Annotated in this window: 16 protein-coding genes and 1 tRNA gene; 12 read left to right on the top strand and 5 right to left on the bottom strand. The window is 62.7% G+C overall.

Annotation, left to right across the window (positions count from 1 at the left end; all coding sequences use genetic code 11):
• The first annotated feature begins 68 nt into the window (after positions 1 to 68).
• Positions 69 to 1034, top strand: coding sequence for an ADP-ribosylglycohydrolase family protein (locus tag JIN81_RS00305; RefSeq protein WP_200275046.1), 966 nt, complete (start codon positions 69 to 71; stop codon positions 1032 to 1034).
• A 1-nt stretch (position 1035) separates the two neighbouring features.
• The gene (locus JIN81_RS00300) at positions 1036 to 2268 is read left to right on the top strand and encodes an FAD-binding domain-containing protein (RefSeq protein WP_200275044.1); all 1233 of its coding nucleotides are present in this window, start codon (positions 1036 to 1038) and stop codon (positions 2266 to 2268) included.
• 14 nt (positions 2269 to 2282) lie between these two features.
• Here JIN81_RS00300 and JIN81_RS00295 read toward each other — a convergent pair whose 3' ends face one another.
• From JIN81_RS00295 to JIN81_RS00285, 3 genes are all read right to left on the bottom strand, one after another.
• Entirely contained in the window at positions 2283 to 2456 is a 174-nt protein-coding gene (locus JIN81_RS00295) for a hypothetical protein (protein ID WP_200275042.1), read from the bottom strand.
• Positions 2457 to 2555: 99 nt separating this feature from the next.
• A complete protein-coding gene (locus JIN81_RS00290; RefSeq protein ID WP_200275040.1) occupies positions 2556 to 4118 on the bottom strand; it encodes a thiamine pyrophosphate-binding protein in 1563 nt (520 codons plus the stop codon).
• A gap of 120 nt (positions 4119 to 4238) precedes the next feature.
• Positions 4239 to 5144 (bottom strand): hypothetical protein, encoded by a 906-nt coding sequence (locus JIN81_RS00285; RefSeq protein WP_200275038.1) that lies wholly within the window; start codon positions 5142 to 5144, stop codon positions 4239 to 4241.
• 810 nt (positions 5145 to 5954) lie between these two features.
• Between JIN81_RS00285 and JIN81_RS00280 the strand changes: the two genes are divergently transcribed.
• The 8 genes from JIN81_RS00280 (at position 5955) to JIN81_RS00245 (ending at position 12229) form a co-directional block, all read left to right on the top strand.
• Positions 5955 to 6028, top strand: a tRNA-His gene (locus tag JIN81_RS00280).
• A 16-nt stretch (positions 6029 to 6044) separates the two neighbouring features.
• Positions 6045 to 6623, top strand: a complete 579-nt coding sequence (locus tag JIN81_RS00275; protein WP_200275036.1) for an HNH endonuclease — start codon at positions 6045 to 6047, stop codon at positions 6621 to 6623.
• A gap of 54 nt (positions 6624 to 6677) precedes the next feature.
• Complete coding sequence (locus tag JIN81_RS00270; protein ID WP_200275034.1) at positions 6678 to 7229, top strand: GNAT family N-acetyltransferase; 552 nt, start codon at positions 6678 to 6680, stop codon at positions 7227 to 7229.
• Between the two features lie 35 nt (positions 7230 to 7264).
• On the top strand, positions 7265 to 8794 hold the full coding sequence (locus tag JIN81_RS00265; RefSeq protein ID WP_200275032.1) for an RtcB family protein: 1530 nt from the start codon (positions 7265 to 7267) through the stop codon (positions 8792 to 8794).
• Positions 8795 to 8897: 103 nt separating this feature from the next.
• Positions 8898 to 9971 carry a mannose-1-phosphate guanylyltransferase gene (locus JIN81_RS00260; RefSeq protein WP_200275029.1) on the top strand — a complete coding sequence of 358 codons (1074 nt, stop codon included), beginning with the start codon at positions 8898 to 8900 and terminating at the stop codon, positions 9969 to 9971.
• 18 nt (positions 9972 to 9989) lie between these two features.
• Positions 9990 to 10409 carry a Holliday junction resolvase RuvX gene (ruvX, locus tag JIN81_RS00255; protein WP_200275027.1) on the top strand — a complete coding sequence of 140 codons (420 nt, stop codon included), beginning with the start codon at positions 9990 to 9992 and terminating at the stop codon, positions 10407 to 10409.
• Between the two features lie 54 nt (positions 10410 to 10463).
• Entirely contained in the window at positions 10464 to 11516 is a 1053-nt protein-coding gene (locus JIN81_RS00250; RefSeq protein ID WP_200275025.1) for a hypothetical protein, read from the top strand.
• Between the two features lie 62 nt (positions 11517 to 11578).
• Positions 11579 to 12229, top strand: coding sequence for a dioxygenase family protein (locus JIN81_RS00245; protein ID WP_200275023.1), 651 nt, complete (start codon positions 11579 to 11581; stop codon positions 12227 to 12229).
• A 16-nt stretch (positions 12230 to 12245) separates the two neighbouring features.
• Here the strand turns inward: JIN81_RS00245 and JIN81_RS00240 are convergent, their stop codons facing one another.
• Together JIN81_RS00240 and JIN81_RS00235 are read right to left on the bottom strand one after the other, a co-directional pair.
• Positions 12246 to 14258, bottom strand: a complete 2013-nt coding sequence (locus JIN81_RS00240; protein WP_200275021.1) for a hypothetical protein — start codon at positions 14256 to 14258, stop codon at positions 12246 to 12248.
• Positions 14259 to 14292: 34 nt separating this feature from the next.
• Positions 14293 to 16341, bottom strand: a complete 2049-nt coding sequence (locus JIN81_RS00235) for a hypothetical protein (protein WP_200275019.1) — start codon at positions 16339 to 16341, stop codon at positions 14293 to 14295.
• A gap of 219 nt (positions 16342 to 16560) precedes the next feature.
• On the opposite strand from JIN81_RS00235, the gene JIN81_RS00230 reads away from it, so the two are divergent.
• Both JIN81_RS00230 and JIN81_RS00225 read left to right on the top strand, forming a co-directional pair.
• The gene (locus tag JIN81_RS00230; RefSeq protein ID WP_200275017.1) at positions 16561 to 17757 is read left to right on the top strand and encodes a glycosyltransferase family 4 protein; all 1197 of its coding nucleotides are present in this window, start codon (positions 16561 to 16563) and stop codon (positions 17755 to 17757) included.
• Positions 17754 to 18923, top strand: coding sequence for a glycosyltransferase (locus JIN81_RS00225; RefSeq protein ID WP_200275015.1), 1170 nt, complete (start codon positions 17754 to 17756; stop codon positions 18921 to 18923). The genes JIN81_RS00230 and JIN81_RS00225 overlap by 4 nt, the downstream gene beginning before the upstream one ends.
• The last annotated feature ends 10 nt before the right edge of the window (positions 18924 to 18933 follow it).

The raw sequence follows: 18933 nt of genomic DNA, 5'->3' as shown, positions 1-18933 counted from the left end.
CGCAAGCCCCGATCCGTGAATCAAAGCTCTGGTGGCGCACCACGCCTTTCGAACTACCCTGACCCGAGATGATCCTTCAACAAGCCTACCTCGGCTCGCTCGTCGCCGACGCCCTCGCCATGCCGGGGCACTGGTACTACGACCGCGAGGCGCTGCGCCGCGACTACGGAACGCTGGACCACTACCAAGCTCCGAAGAACCCGCATCCCGGCAGCATCCTCTGGCGCTCGGAATACACACCACTGAACGAGAAGGGGGACATCCTCCGCGAACAAGCACGCTTCTGGGGCCAGCGCGGCATCCACTACCACCAGCTCCTCGAGGCCGGTGAGAATACCATCAACTTCCGACTCGCCCGGGAGCTTCACCAGCAGGTCCAGGATCATGGTGGCTACGACGCCGAACGCTGGGCAGGCCGCTACATCGAATGCATGCTCACCCCCGGCTGGCACCGCGATACCTATCTGGAGGAATACCATCGCGGATTCTTCACCCGCTACGCCCAAGGGAAATCGATCACTCGCTGCGGGATCTCCGACAAGCACATCGGCGGACTCGCCCAGATCCCCGCCCTGCTCGCCGCCCTGCCCGAAGACGTCGACCCTCGTGAAACCATCTACGAACACCTGGCCCTCACCCACAGGCACAGCAACGTGCGTCGAGCGGCAGATTGCCTCGGTCGCCTGCTCCGCGGAATCCAGACCGGCCAAGCCCTCCGCGAGGCCATCGCGCGGGATGCCGGTGACTGGTTCTCAAGCCGAAAGGCCGAACGATGGGAAAACCGTCCGGATGAAGAAGTGATCGGACCGATTTTCAGCCCCGCTTGCTACATCGATCAGGCATTTCCCGCCGCCATCTATCTCGCGTGGAAATACCATGATGATTTCGACGCCGGCATCATCGCCAATGCGATGGTCGGCGGTGACAACTGCCACCGCGGAGCGGTCGTCGGCGCTCTCCTGGGTGCCGTCCACGGCGTCAGTGAACGATGGACCACCGGTCTCCAAGCCCTTCAACCTTCGCCCTCGTGCTGACATGACCGCCGAGCTCATCCCACCTCCCGATCTCACCTTCGCCGACACCCGGCGCAGCTCCCTGAAACAGCTCGAGGCCTTCATACCACGGGCTTCCAAATACGGCCGCGACCGCAATCACGTCGTGCCCGGGCACACCAACGTCTCGCGGCTTTCCCCCGCCATCCGCCACCGGCTGCTCCTTGAATCGGAGTGCGCCGAGGCGCCGCGAACACGATACGCTGCCTCCACCGTGGAGAAATTCACCCAAGAGATCTACTGGCGACGGTACTGGAAGGCATGGCTGTCGCTCCGCCCTCAAGTCTGGACTTCCTACCTCGAGGAGCTGGAACACTGGCGCACCGATCACGAAACCCTCGAGCGCGCCAACGCCTGCGAGGAGGGGCGAAGCCGGATCGCCATCATGAATCATTTCGCCAACGAGTTGATCAAAACCGGCTACCTCCACAATCATGCGAGGATGTGGTTCGCCGGATGGTGGATCCACATCGAGCGTCTGCCGTGGCAGCTCGGTGCCGACTTCTTCTTCCGCCACCTGTTGGATGGCGACCCGGCATCGAACACGCTGTCGTGGCGATGGGTCGCCGGGCTGCAAACTCCCGGCAAGACCTATCTCCCGAGGAGAAGTAACCTCGAGAAATACCTCACACCCGAAGTGCTCGAGAAGCATGCCGAGGGACTGGAGCTGCTTGAAAAACCGACTCCACAGCAGCCCGAGGCCGTCACCAAGCCTGCTGTGACCCGTCCATCGCTCGAAGACTCCGACGCGCCATCCGACGGACCGATCGCCCTGTGGCTCCATGAAGAAGACCTGCTCACCGAACAAGGTCCGCTCTCCTCGCTCAAACCCCATCACATCATCGCGGCAGGAAATCGGGCGGGGTGGAAGGAACACCGGTTCGCGCCGGGAAAGATCGAGTGGCTCGAACGAGCCATCCAGGATGGTGCCCGGCGCTCGGAGGAACATTTCGAAACCTCAGCCGAAGTCGACACCCGCAGACCGCTCGCAGAATCGCTCACCCAATGGGCAAACGACCATCGCGGAGGCCAGATCGTCGCCCTCCGCCCCGAGGTCGGCCCTCTTCATGATCAACTCCCGGACCTTCGGACGAAACTCCGCGAGCTCGACGTGTCACTCCGATTGGTCGACCGACCGGAGGACCTGGACCTCCGACCACTCGCCACGGGTGGGTTCTTCAATTTCTGGAAGAAATTCCAGGCTTCCCGTGACTGACCGAATCGCGTCCGTCACTCGGGCACGAGGTACTCACCGCACTCACATTTGCCCGGCTCGTCGGACACCGTTTTGCAGTCGCAGTCCGGTCCGCAATGGCACACGTAGCGGACCTTGCCATCGGGGCTCGGGCCGGAAGTCGCGCATGAACAAAAGATCAGAACCGGCAGAAGAAGAATCGCTCTCATGGTCCCATTGATCGCATTCGAACGAACCGAACTCAAGCAAACAGCCGAGCCGTCAACGCAACCCGTCCCGCGAAGCCACCACCCTCAGCTGGAGCCAACTCAGGACATCTCGTCCCACTTGCGCCAGAAATGCTCGGTTTCTGACGCCGAAGGTACGACCTCGACCAGCAGCATGCCGTCATCGGTCTCGAGCAGATCGAAGTCCTCGACGGTCGCGATCCGCACGTGACGCATCCCCCACATCGCCGCCCAGCCTTCCAGGGACACCGCGTGAGGGTTCATCATCAATTCCTTTCCCCGCGGCCCCATCGCCTGAAGTCGAGGGACCCGTCCGAAAATCGCACCTCCCCCATTGTTGATCACCACGAGGACCCGACCCTTGGTCACCACCTGACCCAGCATGGCCGGCGCGGACAGGTCGTAGAGCGCCGTCAGGTCACCCACGATACACCACGCGTCTTCGCGCGCGGCACTCACGCCGAACCAAGTTGAAACCTGACCATCGATCCCGTTCATGCCCCGATTGGCCTTCACTTCCGGCACCGGGCGATCGCGCTGGGCAAACAGGTTCCATTCGCGGATTGGCAGGCTGTTCCCGAGAAACACACCGGACCCCAGCGCCGCATAGTGCGACAGCGTCCTCAGCAGGCCCGGCTCGCTGTCCGGATAGGCCTCCAACAACTCGTCGATCTCCGCAAACCGGCGTGAACTACGAGGAAGGTAGTCGAGCGCATCGCCCGCCTCCTCCGCTTCGCCGAGCGCCCGCACGACGCGACCCACCTCACCGGTGATGGTGAAGGACTCACGTGCCAGCCCGGGAAAGCCACTCCGGCTGACATTCCAGACCTCCACATCCGGCAAGTCCTCGAGATCCCGCCAGAACCGGCCGCTCGGCACGGATCCGAGACGCAACACCTTTCCCGGAGGCATCGCCTTGAGCATCCGATCCGGATCCGGAAGCACGAGGCCCGCAAGCGCCTCACGCAAACCGCTCGTCGCCTCGGCCACCACCGGCGCACCGAGTTCATGCAGAAAATGAAATACGTCCTCCCGGTCCTCGGGCTCAAGGCCACCGATCATCACCACGAGGCCACGATACAGATCATCCTTCATCCAGCGCGCCAGGCCAGCCACCGCCAGCCGCGGCCAGTCCGCCTCACTTCGCGATACGATCGCACCCCCGAGCTCCAGCACACCCGGCTCGAAGGCCTCCTCGAGTTCCACATTCACATGCCAAGGCGAACGTCGGTCCCAGCCGGAAAGATCCCCGCTGCCCGCATGCTCGCCGAAAATCCCCACCTGATTCATCGACTGCGGTGCCCCGCTACCCCGGAAGGAGGCAGGGCGATCCGCCGTCAAGGCAACCAATGGCCGCCCTTGATAGCGGGCCTCGACCATCGCCGGCAGCAATTCCGCCACCGCCGTTCCACTCGTGGTCACCACCGCACACGGCTCACCGCTGGCCATCGTCCGACCCAGCGCGAAAAACCCCGCCGAGCGCTCCTCGAAATGACGCCGCAAGGTGACATGCCCGGCGCTCTCCGCTTGTACAAGGACCTCCACGAGCACCGCATTGCGCGCACCCGCACACACCACGAACTCGCGGATCCCCTGCTCCAAACACTGCCTGATGGTGTCCTCCGCTGCTTGCCATGCCGTCACAGCGCGGTTCTAGCCCACCACCTCGACAACCGCAAGGGGGACGACACCCGCCCCACCGGATCAATCCCAGCCACGAAACGGACGCTGCCGGGCATCATCATGCCCGATAGCGACGCACTGTTAGAACTCAAGCAGCTGGAAGTCGACCTGCGGACGCTTCTTGAAGCGACGGCGCAGGAACTCAGGCATCTCGGCCACCCGCTTGAAGCAGAACTTCTTCGGCAGATCGGTATAGACCGACCTTGGAGGCTCTGAATACCCGTAGTCCTTGTAGGTCCTGCCACTTTCCGGAGTGTGGAAGAACACCCTGCGCAACCCCAGCTCTCCCACGATGAACCGAATCGTCGCACACACCATCGCTTCATCCCAGACCGCCCGGGAGAGCCGCAGGCGTTTCTCCCAGTAGTGCTCGAGAAAGCTGGTCTTCACCGTGACACCCCATCGATCGACCTCCTCAAGCTCCAGGCTGCGGGCGCGATCAAGAAGCAGTTTCACCTCCCTCAGGCGGTCATTCTGCACCTCTTCGATCAGCGCTTCGCCGGATTCCCAATCGAGATCGATCCTCGCCCAAGCCAGCGTGCGGTGACGACCCTCGTGAACCGGATGACAGGCCCATTCAAAGGGATCATCACTCCTGTCCTCGAACTGGGCATCCATCAGCCGCGCATCGGCCTCATTGAGGTTCAGCTGCAGGACCAGATTCCAGGCCTGGTCGCCCTTCCGGCTCGTTTGGGTCCAGCCGTCGAATGCATCCAGCTTCAATCGATAGCTCTCCCATTCCTCCGGCCACAGCAATTCCAGATCCTCCCTGGATACCTTCGTCTTGCCGAGGGACCCGAACCATTGCCGGACCCGTTGTTTGTCGAACAGCCTGCCGAATGCGGACTGCTTCAGATCTGCCACCGAGGTCTCGCCGCGCACGCACAGCTTCAGCAACTCGACGGCATACCAGTCTTTTCCATAGGAGAAGAGTGTCCGCCCCTTCGACAGGCAGGCACGCACCTCCTCCACTTCGTGAAGTTTCATTGTTATCTTGCGCGGTGCCGGGCCCGTCCTGTGGGCGCGATCGTTCCGCGGCTTTTCAAAAGTTCATTTCCTCGACCGCCATCGCGGCGGTCACTCAACGGCACATCCCCACCCCTTCAGGGATGGGACGACGGCCGGGAGAAATGAATCAGGAAGACACGCATGGCTCTCAACATTGAGTGAAGCGCGGCCAAACAAGAGCATGCGTCGGCGCGAGTCAAGCCACCAATGATGGAGGCACCATCCCGGGACTCATATCAATCCATCATGATAACACTATCTCAGGAAAAGATATAATCACAACTTGACTCATCTCCACAAACCTCCTATCCACCGCCCCACCCAACTTCCAATCCGATGACCCAACCGCAATCCAACATCAGCACGACCACCCGATTCTCCATCGGTCTGGGATGCGTGCGCTGCTGGGATTCATGCGGATTCGAGACCCCGAAAGATTCGGGCTACATTCTCGAAATGCATCCGGAACTCCACGGAAACAGGGCCAGGTCAGTCCACTGACCGGACAATCGCTTAGGACACTCCACCAAGCCGCCCTGCTTCCACCTCGGAATCAGGGCTTTTTTGCATCCCGAACCCACCACTCGAAATCTCCCACCCTCAATCTTCCCGTCGGCCCACGCGGCCAATCCACTGAAAACTCACACTCGTCATTCTTGATCCACCTCCGCCCGGAGGGCGGACGGCACCCGACAAGGACTCGAACCATATATCCATCCTGAATCAGGAAAGATATATCTTTCATGTCACGGGAGAGCTGCGCCCTCGAAGCAATCATCCCACTCCATGGTGACCTTGGTGTAGCGGCAGCACCCCGCGTTGTGAGCGCGGCGGCACCGGTTCGAATCCGGTAGGTCACCCCAACTCCACACCCACCCCATGACCGTCCCCATCCTCCATCGTTCCACCGTTCTCGTCCTGAACCGTCACTGGCTCGCCATCGATGCCATCACCCCTGTCGATGCCTTCGGCCATCTCGCCACCGGCAGCGCACGGGCCCTGCGTATCGACGACACCTCCGTCCAACCCTTCGATTGGGAGGACTGGCGTGAACTTGATATTCCCGCGACCGCGCCCGCCATCGGAACTCCCCATGGCAGGGTCCGGATTCCTACAGTCATCGTACTCACCCGCTACGCCCGGGTCCCCATGGTCCGACCCGTCTTCGGGTTCCGCGGCCTGTGGGAACGCGACGGCGGGCGCTGCCAGTACAGCGGCAGGGAACTCCGGCCCGACGAAGCGAACATCGACCACATCCTGCCCCGTTCGCGGGGCGGACAGGACTGCTGGGAGAACTGCGTCCTCGCCGACCGGAAGGTGAACACCCGCAAAGGGTCCCTCACCCCCGAAGAAGCCGGCCTCCGCCTGCTCTCCGTCCCCAGAACCCCCATGCCCGTGCCCGCCACCGCGCGGATCCGGAACTCCTGGGGCATCAAGGACTGGGAGCACTTCATCTGAACCAAGCACCGGGAGGGGAGACAAAGGTCTCCCCTCCCTACCCTCCATCCCATCATGAAGCGAATTCTACACACGGAGCGCCTGACGCTCCGCCCTTTCCGAAGGGACGACGCCGAAGCCGTCACCCACTGGGTGAGCGACCACCGGGTGGCCGAAATGACCACCCTCATCCCCCACCCCTATGCCCATACCGAAGCGATCGACTGGATCGACCGCCTCCTCACCTACGACGACGATCACCCCCATCAGGTCTTCGCGATCACCCTGCGTGACACCGGAGAGCTGATCGGATGCATCGGTCTTCACCGAAACGAAACCGCACCCATGGCTGAGTTCGGCTACTGGCTGGGCGTTCCCTTCTGGGGAAATGGCTACGCCACCGAAGCCCTGCAAGCCGTCCTGCGCCTTGGATTCGAAGACCTCGGACTTCGGCGCATCGGGGCCTGCCATTTTGCCCACAATCCGGCCTCAGGTCGGGTCATGCAGAAGGCAGGCCTCACCCATGAGGGCACCCAACGACTGGGTGCCCAACGCGGCAATCAACTCTTCGACCGGGTCAACTACGGCCTGATCGACGACGACTGGATGGCCGTCCACCCGAAATAGCCCCCATCAGGTTAGCTCCCTGCAATCCCACCACCATGAAACCACTCACCTCAGATGACCTGATCGCCGCCGGCTACGAACCCGGTCCCGCGTTCAAACTCATGCTCGAGAAGATCGACGAATACGAAGCCCGCGGGATCTCGGACAAGAAGTATGCCCTCAAGCTGCTCAAGCGTGACTTCGCGCCGCCACCACCGAAGGCCGCGATGCGGACGAAGCCGGTCGGCTGCGCCGAAGCCATCGAGGCCACAGGCAAGGATGAGAAGGCCAACCTCGCCAAGGTCAGGAAGAGCATGAGCGAGCTACTCAGGACTCCCGTCATCGCGAGGGGTGCCATCATGCCCGATGCCTGCCCGACCGGCCCCATCAAGGCCGGCATGCCGGTCGGCGGCGCCATTGCCGTCGAGAACGCCATCATCCCCTCCGCCCACTCCTCCGACATCTGCTGCTCGATGTTCGCCACGTTCTACGAGGAACGCAGTAGCGTCGCGAAGGAACTCGATGCCCTCACGGGATCCACCCGCTTCGGGCCGGGACACCGACATCTCGACGACCTCGTCCACGATCCCGTGCTCGACGAGAACGTCTGGAGCAACCGCTTTCTCTACGGCATGAGGGACCGTGCCCATGCGCACATCGCCGACCAGGGCGACGGCAATCACTTCGCCTTCCTTGGTGAAACCGAAGTTACCCCGGCCATGATCGCGCTGCTTCGGCTGGCCCGCCACGATGAGTTGGCGGCTCGGCTTTCGACAAAGAAGTATCGCGTCCTCGTCACCCATCATGGTTCACGCAGCCTCGGCGCCCACGTCTTCAAACGCGGCCAGGCCGTGGCCATGAAACACGTCGGCCACAAGGGCCAACCCATCCCCGACGCCGCCGCGTGGATCGATGCCGACTCACCGGAAGGCAGGGACTACTGGGACGCACTCCAATACGTCGCTCGATGGACCAAGGCAAACCACCGCGCCATCCACCGGCGTTTCCTTGCACGGATCGGCGGAAGCTCCGTGGCCGAAGTGGGCAACGAACACAACTTCGTCTGGAAACGCGGCGACATGTTCTATCACGGCAAGGGAGCCACGCCGGCATGGAAGGATCCCGACGGCCGCCCACAGCTCGGCCTCATCCCGCTGAACATGGCCGAGCCCATCCTCCTCGTCCTCGGGGCGGATCAGGACGAGTTCCTCTCCTTCGCCCCCCACGGCGCAGGCCGGAACGTGTCGCGCACCGCCCTGAGGAAGCGCTTCCGGGATGAAGCAGCACGGCGTCATGCCATCGAGAGCAGCACGGATGGAATCGACGTGCGCTGGTTCTGCGGCAAACCCGACCTCGGCGAAACCCCCATCGCCTACAAGAACGCCGAGTCGGTGAAAGCCCAGATCGCCCGCTTCGGGTTGGCGGAGATCGTCACCGAGATCCAACCCCTCGGCTGCCTGATGGCCGGCGACGTGCCGAAACCGTGGCTGAGCCGCGAAAAGGAACTCACCCCGAAGCAACTCCGCCAGATCCAGCACCGGGCGGAGCGACGCCGCAGCCGACAAGATCTGCACGACCACTGGTAATCCGGACCATGCCGACAGGCATTTGCCCCCCCATCCGTCACCGATTCGGGCTTTTCGCCCACGCCCCACCCCCTACAGTCGCCGACAGATTACCGAACGACTCATGCCCTCGACCTACGCACTCATCCTCGCCGGCGGATCCGGCACCCGATTCTGGCCCCTCAGCCGGAATGCCCGCCCCAAGCAACTTCTCAATTTGTTCGGCACCGACACCCTTCTGGAGCAGACCATCTCGCGTCTCGAAGGGCTCGTCCCGGTTGAAAACATCCTCATCCTCACCAACTCACTCCAGGTGGAGGCCGTGCGCGAGGTTGCCTCGATGCTGCCAGCCGAAAACATCTACGCGGAGCCCGCCAAGCGTGACACCGCCCCCGCCGTCGCACTCGGTATCGGCCTGGTCGCCGCACGCGACCCGGAGGCCACCATGCTGGTGCTTCCCGCGGATCAGTTGATTCAGGACACGGAGGCCTACCACTCGGTCATGCGCGACGCCATCGCCACCGCCGAGAAGTCCGACGGTCTCGTCACCATCGGGATCAAGCCGACATGGCCATGCCCGTCCTACGGCTACATCGAGCGCGGTGTAGCTTCGGAGATCGACGGCCTGGAGTGCACCCACCCGCCTGCCGAGGTGACCCGTTTCCGCGAAAAGCCAAGCACCGAGCAAGCCGAGGAATACCTCGCCCAGGGAGGATTCTGCTGGAATGCCGGGATGTTCGTCTGGTCCATCCCGACCGTCACCTCCCAGCTTGCCACCCACAGCCCCGAGCTCGCCGACTTCATCGGTGAACTTCGAGATTCATCCGACTTGGACACCACCGTCACCGAGCGGTTCCCGGGACTCACCCCGATCTCGATCGACTACGCCCTCATGGAAAAGGCCGACCGCGTCATGAACATCGAAGCATCCTTCGACTGGGATGATGTGGGATCGTGGATCTCGGTCGCCAAGTACCTCGACACCGTAGGCGATGACAACCAGGTCAACAGCCCCGTTTCACAGATCGACTCCGATCACAACATCGTCTTCAACGCACGCAAGGGAAGCCACGTGGCCCTGCTCGGCGTCGATGATCTCATCGTCGTGCAGACCGATGATGCCCTGCTCATCGCCAACCGTCACCAGGCGGATGCCATCAAGAAGCTGTCCGCGCACCTGCCTGAAGAACTGCTCTAGCCCCCCTGGAGAACCCCAGTGAACCCCGACCTTCACCCGGCCTTGGGCATCGACTACGGCGATGCGCGATTCGGCATCGCCGCCACCGATCCACTGGGCATCCTCGCCCATCCGGTCGAAACCATCGACGTCCGCAAGGTCGACCCGATCGAACGGATCGCCGCGCTGGTGGAAGACCGCGGGATCAAGATCCTCGTCGTCGGCCTGCCTCTGAATCTCGACGGCGAAGAAGGCCCCGCCTCCCTGAAGGTCCGCCACTTCGCCAACAAACTGAAGAAGCGCCTGCCCGGGCTCCCCTTGGAATACGTTGACGAGTCCATGACCACCGTCGATGCGGCCCACAAGCTGCGCGAAGCAGGCCGGAACGCAAAAAAGCAGAAAGCCATTATTGACCAGGCCGCAGCCGTCGAGATCTTGAACCACTGGCTGAACCCGTAGGACCCGTTCGGGAGCCTTCGTTCGTGCCGCCCCAACCCTGAATATCCGCCCCCCATGCGCGCCCCCCTCCTCCTCGCACTCACCACCTGCCCTCTCGTCGCGATCCCGGTCACGACGCCATTGACGCTGTCGGAAGAATCCGGATTCAACGAACTGGCCCTGACGATCAATCCCCCGGTGCTCCCCGCCGACACCGCGACATCGACCCTCACCAGCGTGCCCGGCCAACCCATCATGGCCACTCTGGACGTGGACCCAGCCGCCGGCACCACACAGGAGTTTTCCCTGACGGGTGGGCGTATTGAGGGAACGGATACCACCTTCAGCGGGCGGACCATTTTCGTCGGAAGCTACACCGTCAACCTGACCAACCTCGGCGGAACCGTCAGCACTCCGAATCCCCCCGCACCCGTCGATCCTGCCACTGGCAAATTCGATGCGACGCTCCACCAGTTCACCATCGATCAAGGACAGGCAGCTGGATCGATCTCCGCCCTCATCGTGGGAACCATTCCCATCAACATCAGCTTCACGCCCACCGAGAGTTTCACCGGAAGCGGAAGCGGAGAGGGAACGATCACCCTCACCGAGACGAGTGCCAATGCACTGACCAAGAACTTCGACGTTGAAGTCACCATCCCCGTGGACATCACCGAAGTCACGGTAACCGATGGTCAGGAAGTCACCATTCGCGCCGTGGGAACCATCAAGCTCGAAGGCTCCGCGGAAGTCCCCCTCAGCGAATACATCGCCTGGACCATTGAGAACTCGATTCCCGGAGCACCCGCCGACGATGACAACAACGGCGACGGGGTTCGCAACGGCATCGCATGGGCGCTGGGCTACGACGGCGTCACCGATGCCTCCCCATCCCTTCCCCGTCCATCCGAGCTCGTTCCCGGTGGATTCGAAATTCTCCTGCCCAATGGGGGAACGGCCGCACCGCTCGTGGCGGAGACCTCCAGCACCCTTGGCAGTTGGGACGACATCGATACCGGACGTCTCTCCATCGGCAGCAACCCCATCCCGGCCGGCTCGACCGGCACCGTGACGATCGCCCCATCCGGCGCCCCTCGCGAATTCATCCGCCTGTCGAACAGCGACTGATCTGGCAACGCCCTCCTTCCGTTTTCACAGACAAAACCACGTCCGGGCGGAGTTCCATCTCCATGAGCTCGATTGAAAGGCGGAGGTTTTTACGTGGCTTCACCGCGACAGCCGCGGGCCTCTGGGTCCCCGGTGCCTACGCCGAAGCCCTCCTCCAGACACCCCGCCAGACCGAAGGCCCCTTCTATCCCGTCGATCTCCCGCTGGATACCGACAACGACCTGATCGTCATCAACGATGCCCTGACCCCCGCTCTCGGCCAGATCACCCATCTCAGCGGGCGAATCCTCGACTCAGCGGGCAAGCCCATTCGAAACGCCCTCGTCGAGATTTGGCAGGTCGACCAGAAGGGCGTCTACCTTCACAAGGGCAGCAACCGCCACAACGCACGTGACACCAACTTTCAGGGCTTCGGTCGCTTCATGACCGGCACCACAGGCGAATACTATTTCCGCACCATCAAGCCCGTCTCCTATCCCGGTCGAACGCCGCACATCCACTTCGCCGTGAAGATCAAAGGCCGAAAGAAGTGGACCACCCAATGCTACATCAAGGGCGAAAAACAGAATGCCCGCGATGGCCTGCTCCAGAACATCAAGGACGCCAATCAACGCGCTTCCGTCATCGTCGACTTCACCCCGGTCAAAGGTTCGAAAGTCAACGAGCTCGCCGCCCGCTTCGACATCATCATGGGCTTCACCCCGACCGGCTGACCCGAACCTGGGGCGATCACTCCAGCGGGTGCATTTCCAGGATGTCCCTGAGCTCTCCTTTCAGGTGTTCCGTCACCCGGCTTTCATAGGCCGTCATGGAAGTCGTGGGCTGCAGGATCGTATCGCGTCTCATCCACCTCCGTTCCTCCGCGTGGAAGAATGGAATGAGTAAGGCAAACCCAAGCATCGCCCCAAGCCATGCAGGGCGGACGGCGTAGAGGTGGGCTGCACTCTCAACTCGCCCTGCGAAGCCGCCCTGCGACCCGCATCCGGGGCGAAAAAGAAGCCACACCAGACAGAGGACGCCGAGGAAGGTCGCGCATCCGAGGAGGATCAGACTGTGGGTTCCCATCGGCACCCCCATCCCCAACAGGATCATTGCCACGGGTGGCCCGGCCATCACGAGACCGGCGAACCACCTTTTCCCGAAGGTCCAGCGCACCACCGCGCCCGCCTTCTCCATCCGCCAGCACGCGAGGATCATCGGCCACACCAGCCACATCAGAAGCAGCGAGATGAAGTGCCCGATCGGGATGGCATACAGCGTCAGCCGAGGCCCCCAATCCAGCCGTCCCAACGGCGTCGCATAACGAAAAATCAAGAACAGGCACAGAGGAGCAATCAGCCCTCCGAGCATGATCCACATCCAGTCGACAGGCCGGAAAATCCCCTGCAGTCGGCGCCCCAGCACCCGTGTCACTTTCGGGATCGAAAACATGGCCAACCACGAGACTAGCACCACCATTCCCACCACCTGCCATCCGGAGGCACACAGGATGCGGCCGAGGAATGCCTGATCCACACGGACCGACGGCAACAGCTCTTCCCGCGTCAGCGGGTCCATGCCCCGGATCATGCGCCCGACCATGGGAAGACTCAGCGATGCGAGCATCGATCCGTGCTGGCTGATGACCGCCTCATCAAGAGGTGCCTTGGAAATCTCCTCCTTGCGCTCCCGAATCGCAGTTTCCAGATCGGTCCAGGCTTCGTCGTTCACTTCCAGGGCGATCGCGGCGTCGCGCATCGAGGACAGCGTGCCCGACATGAAGGCCTGGGCGATGAGTGCCTCGACCAAGGTATTGCTCTGCTCGATCTGGGTCTCCACCATCCGCTTCCATGTCTTCTCCAATTTCAGAAATGCATCCCGATCACCCTCGCGCTGACAGCGCTGGGCCTCGGCGGCAATCAATCGGGACGACTTCATCGAAGACATGCCAATCGTCGTGTCCGCAAAGATCATGTATGACCTCACCAGTTCCGGGAAATCCCTTGGCCGGGGCATCAGCTTGAACTGCAGCTCCACCAGGTCCTTGTGATGACTGACCAGGCGTGGCGCCGCGGAAGCTTCATGGAGCAGGGCGATCCTTTTCCCGAACTCATCCTCATCGAGGATTTCATACGGGATGGCCTTCCCCGCTTCCCGATCCGCCCTCGGGATCGAGCCCATTTTGATCAAATGATCCATCTCATGCGCAGCCACAACCACGCGATACCATCCATTGCCCGGGTCGATGGACTGAGCGAACTCGAGAAAGTCGGCAGGCAGGCGCTTCTCCTCGTTCTGCTGGACCATGACGAATTTCTGGTAGTAGACCGGATTCTCCCGGTCGCTCTCCCACAGTGGCCGCCAACGATCGACCTCCGTAACCGCCCCTTCCGCACCAAACAGGATCAATCGCGCCTCGGTCCCCATCCCCTGCGCCCAAGCGGGATGGGCATTCGGTTCCTGAACCGCCATGGTCCAGATCGGATTGATGGCACCCCGCACTTCGTTGACGCTACGTCTGAGCTTGCCAACGGTGAGCAGAACCATCGGCACCGAGACCAGGAGCACGGCGATGAGCCACCCCTTCTGCCAACGTTTCCACGCGGACCTGCCGACCCGCTCGCTCGCCGAAGCCACCTCCGATTCGGGGACACCCGGGTCGAGGGTCTCGCCCAGCTGCTGCCGGGCTGTTAGAGACAATTCGGCATCGTCCTCCAGTGGAGCGACCACCGCATCCACAAAATTCTCCGTCGCTTCACTCATGGCTTCGTTGGTTCCTGATTCGGGGGGGGATGGCTCATTCCTCGACCTGCCAGACCTCCTGCAGCGATGCCTGGATCTCTTCCATCGCCCGTTCCTCGAAACCGTTGATCCGACTCACCCCCGTGGACAGCGGAAACAAGGTGTCCCGCGAATACCATGTCTTCTCAGCCTGCAGCAGGACACCCGCACACAGGAGCATCAGCGCCACCGAAACGATGCTCCACGGCAGCAGGCTACGGGAAACCAGATTTGCCCGCAGCGCACTATGGCGAGGCGTGAACAAATTCATCCCGCCCACCCAGAGCAGCCACAGCAGTCCCACCAGAGCGAGACCCACCATCCCCAACAGGAACATCCCCTTTTCATCATCACCGCCTGCCAGTTCACGCACGACACCCACAAGCGGCAACCCGAGCGCCAGCATTCCGGCAACCACCCAACCCAGCCAATCAACCCGGCCGCGGAATCCAAGGAAGGCACCTCGCTTGACCCAACGCCACTGCACCGTCTGCACCAGCATCACGACCAGTAGAAGCAGGGCGATCGCCGCCTGAAGCATCCACCCCAACCCCGCCCATTCATCGGCCATGCCGATCTTGCGAAAACCCAGCGGCGTCATGCGCGTCACCCCCCACCAATAGAGCCATGGAGCCGCCACCCCCAGCCCGGCAACCCATGCCTGATCCCGCCAGCTGAACAACGGCATCAGCCCGCGGGCCATCCCCTTGACCGGGAAGGATCGCCGATAGGCTTCGAACCCACAGGCCAGCACCACGAGGAACAACAGGAATGCCCCGAACCACGTCAACATCCGGTCAAAGTAGGCCCGCTCCGCCATCCGCCCGGGCTTCACTTCATCCACCGTCAGCTCACGGGGGACCAGGTATCCCATCTCACCCCGAATCGGCATGAGCTCATCCAGCGGATCTCCGGACGTCACATATCGCTTCGTCTCCACCATGGAAAGTACGGTCGCCAGCCCTTCGTAGTGCCCGGAGGACTCCATGTCGTTCAAGGAGAGGAACGCATCCGCCAACTGGCGCGACTCTCTCTGCAGGCTGCTGACATCCATGCCGGAGGAGCGGGAACCCGAGTGCACTTGCAGGCGGTTGATCCGCTCCCACGCTTCGCCCAGCTTCGTCAGTCCCTCGAGATCCCCATCCTTGACCAGCGTCGAGACCTGCTTCTCGAAGTCATCCGTCATCGACGAGAAGGAGAAACCCATTCGACCCTCGCCGGCCGAGAAGACCAAGTCTGCATAGCCGGATAGCAACAGCGACTGCATGAAGCGCTGATCCGGAGGAAATGACTCGATCTCACGTCGCACCATCGTTGGCGAATAATCCCGATACGTCGTCTTCGCAGCCGCCTGCTGATAGAGATCCCACGCTTCCGCGAGGACGTCCGCATCCACCGGAACGCTTGTCGACCTCGCCATGTAGCTGAGTCCTCCGGTGCCGCGACCGTAGGCCTTGCCACGCATCCACTCGGACTCCTTCACCAGCCACATCGCATTGTCCGGATCCAGACGCTCGACCAGTGCCCGTTCTTCCCCGGTCATGTAGTCATCCGCTTCGTTCGTCCTGCGGGCCAAATGCTCCTGCAGGACCGCCAGATCTTCCGGAAAGCGCTCACGCAGCGCCCGCGTCTCATCATCGACCTTGGGAAATCTCGCCGGGTCTCCCGTGAGCGGCACGTCGGGAGCCACACGGCGCTGCCACGCGGGAAGGAAATCGTTCGACTGGGTCGTGCCGTAGCTCCCCCCCCAGCGGTAGTGAAAGCTGAGTTGCTGAGCGAGCATGGCGCGGGTCGCCGCCAGGCTCTCCAGCGTGACACCCGCCCCCCACAGGATGAGGCAAACCACCAACCCCACCAGCATCGCCACGCGCCGAAACCACGGAGACGGCCGCGACGTCGCCTTCTCGAGCACCGCGGTCTCCTCGCCGACATCGATCAGCTCCAGCGGCACCCCTTGATGGCTCACCCGTCCCATCAATTCCGCCCGCACCTCCTCGCGAGCTTCGGGATTCCCCTCCAGGGGTCGGGTGGCAGCATCGAAAAATCGCTCAAGCTCGGGAGTCACAGGCAAGTTACTAACGGTTCCTCGCCCCGGTGCAAAGCCCGCTCATTCCACGACCACCCGACCGCTTCAGACCGCTTCCCGCCAAACCGTGATTCCCGGAGCCCACCCAGTCCCCCGCGATCACGTGACCCCGCACCATTGACCCGGTCCACGCATTCCCTAGACTCCGAGTCGCCCATTCCCCGGGCATTCACCCCTGCTTCCCCACCCCCTCCCACGATGAAAATCGTAGTCCACGACTACGCCGGCCATGCTTTTCCGACCTCGCTCAGCCGCGAGCTGGCGCGGAGAGGTCATCAGGTCGCCCATACCTTTGCCGGCGCCCTTCAAACCCCGCGGGGGGAGCTCAGGAAGAGACCGGACGACCCCGACACGCTCGAATTCCACGAGCTCGCCATGGACCCGGAATACACGAAGTACAAGTATTCCTTCATCCGCCGACGCAACATGGAAGTGCGCTACGGACATGAAGCCGCCGCATTCGTCCGCCGCTGGAAACCCGACGTGGTTCTCTCCGGCAATACCCCGACCGAAAGCCAGGACCCGATCTGCCGCGCCGCCGTGGAAACGGGCGCACGCTTCTACTACTGGGTCCAGGATTTCTACAGCCTCGCCGTCGACCGACTTCTCCGAAAGAAGATCCCGCTCGTCGGTGGCCTCATCGGCAAATGGTACCGCCGGCTCGACTCGCGGCAGTTCGAGCTCAGCACCCGGATCATTACCATCACCGAGGACTTCACTCCCATCCTGGCCGATGAGTTCGGCATCCCCGCGGACAAGGTCGCCGTCGTCCCGAACTGGGCCCTGATCGAGGAACTCCCCACCCACCCGAAGGACAATCCGTGGGCCAGGCGCCACAAGCTCCACGACCGCTTCGTGTTCCTCTACTCGGGAACCATCGGCATGAAGCACAACCCCGAACGACTGCTCCAACTCGCGCGCCAGCATCAGCACGACCCGCAGGTCGAGGTCCTTGTGATCTCGGAAGGCATGGGCGCGGAGTGGCTCAAGGAGCATGCTGCCAGCGAGAATCTCACCAACCTCACGGTGATGCCCTACCAGCCCTTCGCCGATCTGCCCGAGGTCCTCGCCACCGGCGACGTCCTTGTCGGCCTTCTCGAAGAGGATGCAGGCGTCTTCTCCGTGCCATCCAAGACGCTGAGCTACCTGTGCGCCGGTCGCCCCTTGTTGCTGGCCGTGCCACCCGCGAATCTCGCCGCCAGAATCACCCGTGACCATGAAGCCGGCAGGACGGTCGCCCCGGCGGATGCCGATGGTTTCCTCGCCGCCGCCTCGGAACTACGAGACTCATCGGAGTTGCGCGCCCGTCTCGCCGCCAACGCCCGGTCCTACGCTGAAACCATCTTCCCCATTGAAGCGAAGGCCGACGTATTCGAGCAGATCCTCACCTCATGAAGTCCTACCTCTGGATCACCCGGCAGGACCCGAGACCTGCCGACAGCGGCGAGCTCATCTACACGCTCGGGCTGATCCGCGCCCTCGCTGCAACCGGCGAAGTCCGGCTCACCGTGCTGGGTCATCGAGCCGGGGATTCAGAATCCGACATCGAGGGAGTGAGCTGGGATCTCCCCAGCAGCATCGCGTCGAAGAGCCCACTCAGCCTGCTTTCCCGACTTCCCAGCGACGCCCATCGCCTCGCCGATCCCCGGATCCGTGATACTCTGCGGTGGCACATCGGGTCCGCCACATTCGACGGCATCATCATCGATCAGGCCGCCAACGCCTGGGCACTCGACGACCTCCCCGAGGACCTCCCCGTCTTCTACGTTTCCCACAACCACGAAGCCATCGTCCGCACCGAGATCGCCGGATCCCAGGAAGGTGCGCTACCGCTCCGGCTCGCCCTGCGGTTCGATGCGTCGAAATACGCCGCCCTCGAACGTCGCCTCTGTGCCACCGCCAAAGTGATCTCCGCCATCACGCCCCGCGATGAATCCCACTACCGCGACGACTTCCCCGACAAACACTACTGCCAGCTCCCACCCGGATTCGAGGGTGAGATCCCATCGTCCCCCGAACGGCCGATCACGGAAGAGACACCACGAAGGGTGGTGCTGGCCGGGACTTTTGAATGGATCGCCAAGCGCCGGAACCTCGAGGCCTTCCTCCACGATGCCGAGTCGCTTTTCGAACCGGCTGGCATCGAGTTCCATGTCGTCGGCAAGGCCAAGCCCGACTACTTCGAGTCCCTGTCCCAGCGCCATCCGTGGGCTCGCTTCATCCCGAACGTTCCGAGCATGGCACCCCACCTGCGCGATGCCCGCATCGGACTGATCCCCGAAGCCCTCGGAGGCGGATTCAAGCTCAAGGCGCTCGACTACATCTTCCACGGCCTGCCCCTGGCTTCGATCGGATCCGCCCTCAGTGGGCTTCCCCTGACACCGGGGGCCAACGTCATCGCGGCGGGAACCACCCGGGAGCTCGCCAGTCAGATCGCCACGCGCATCGATGACCTCGAGCACCTCAACCACCTCGCCGAGAGCGCGCTGGCACGCTGCCAGAAGGCCTTTGATTGGGCCGACCGCGGCCGCACGCTCGCCGCCGCGCTGCGGAAACTGTAAGCTCAAGCAT

Origin of the sequence: Haloferula rosea (genome assembly GCF_016595525.1) — a bacterium.
GTDB lineage: Bacteria > Verrucomicrobiota > Verrucomicrobiia > Verrucomicrobiales > Akkermansiaceae > Haloferula > Haloferula rosea.
The sequence above is the reverse complement of the archived record's forward strand: the minus strand, read 5'-3'. Positions and strand labels throughout refer to the sequence as shown.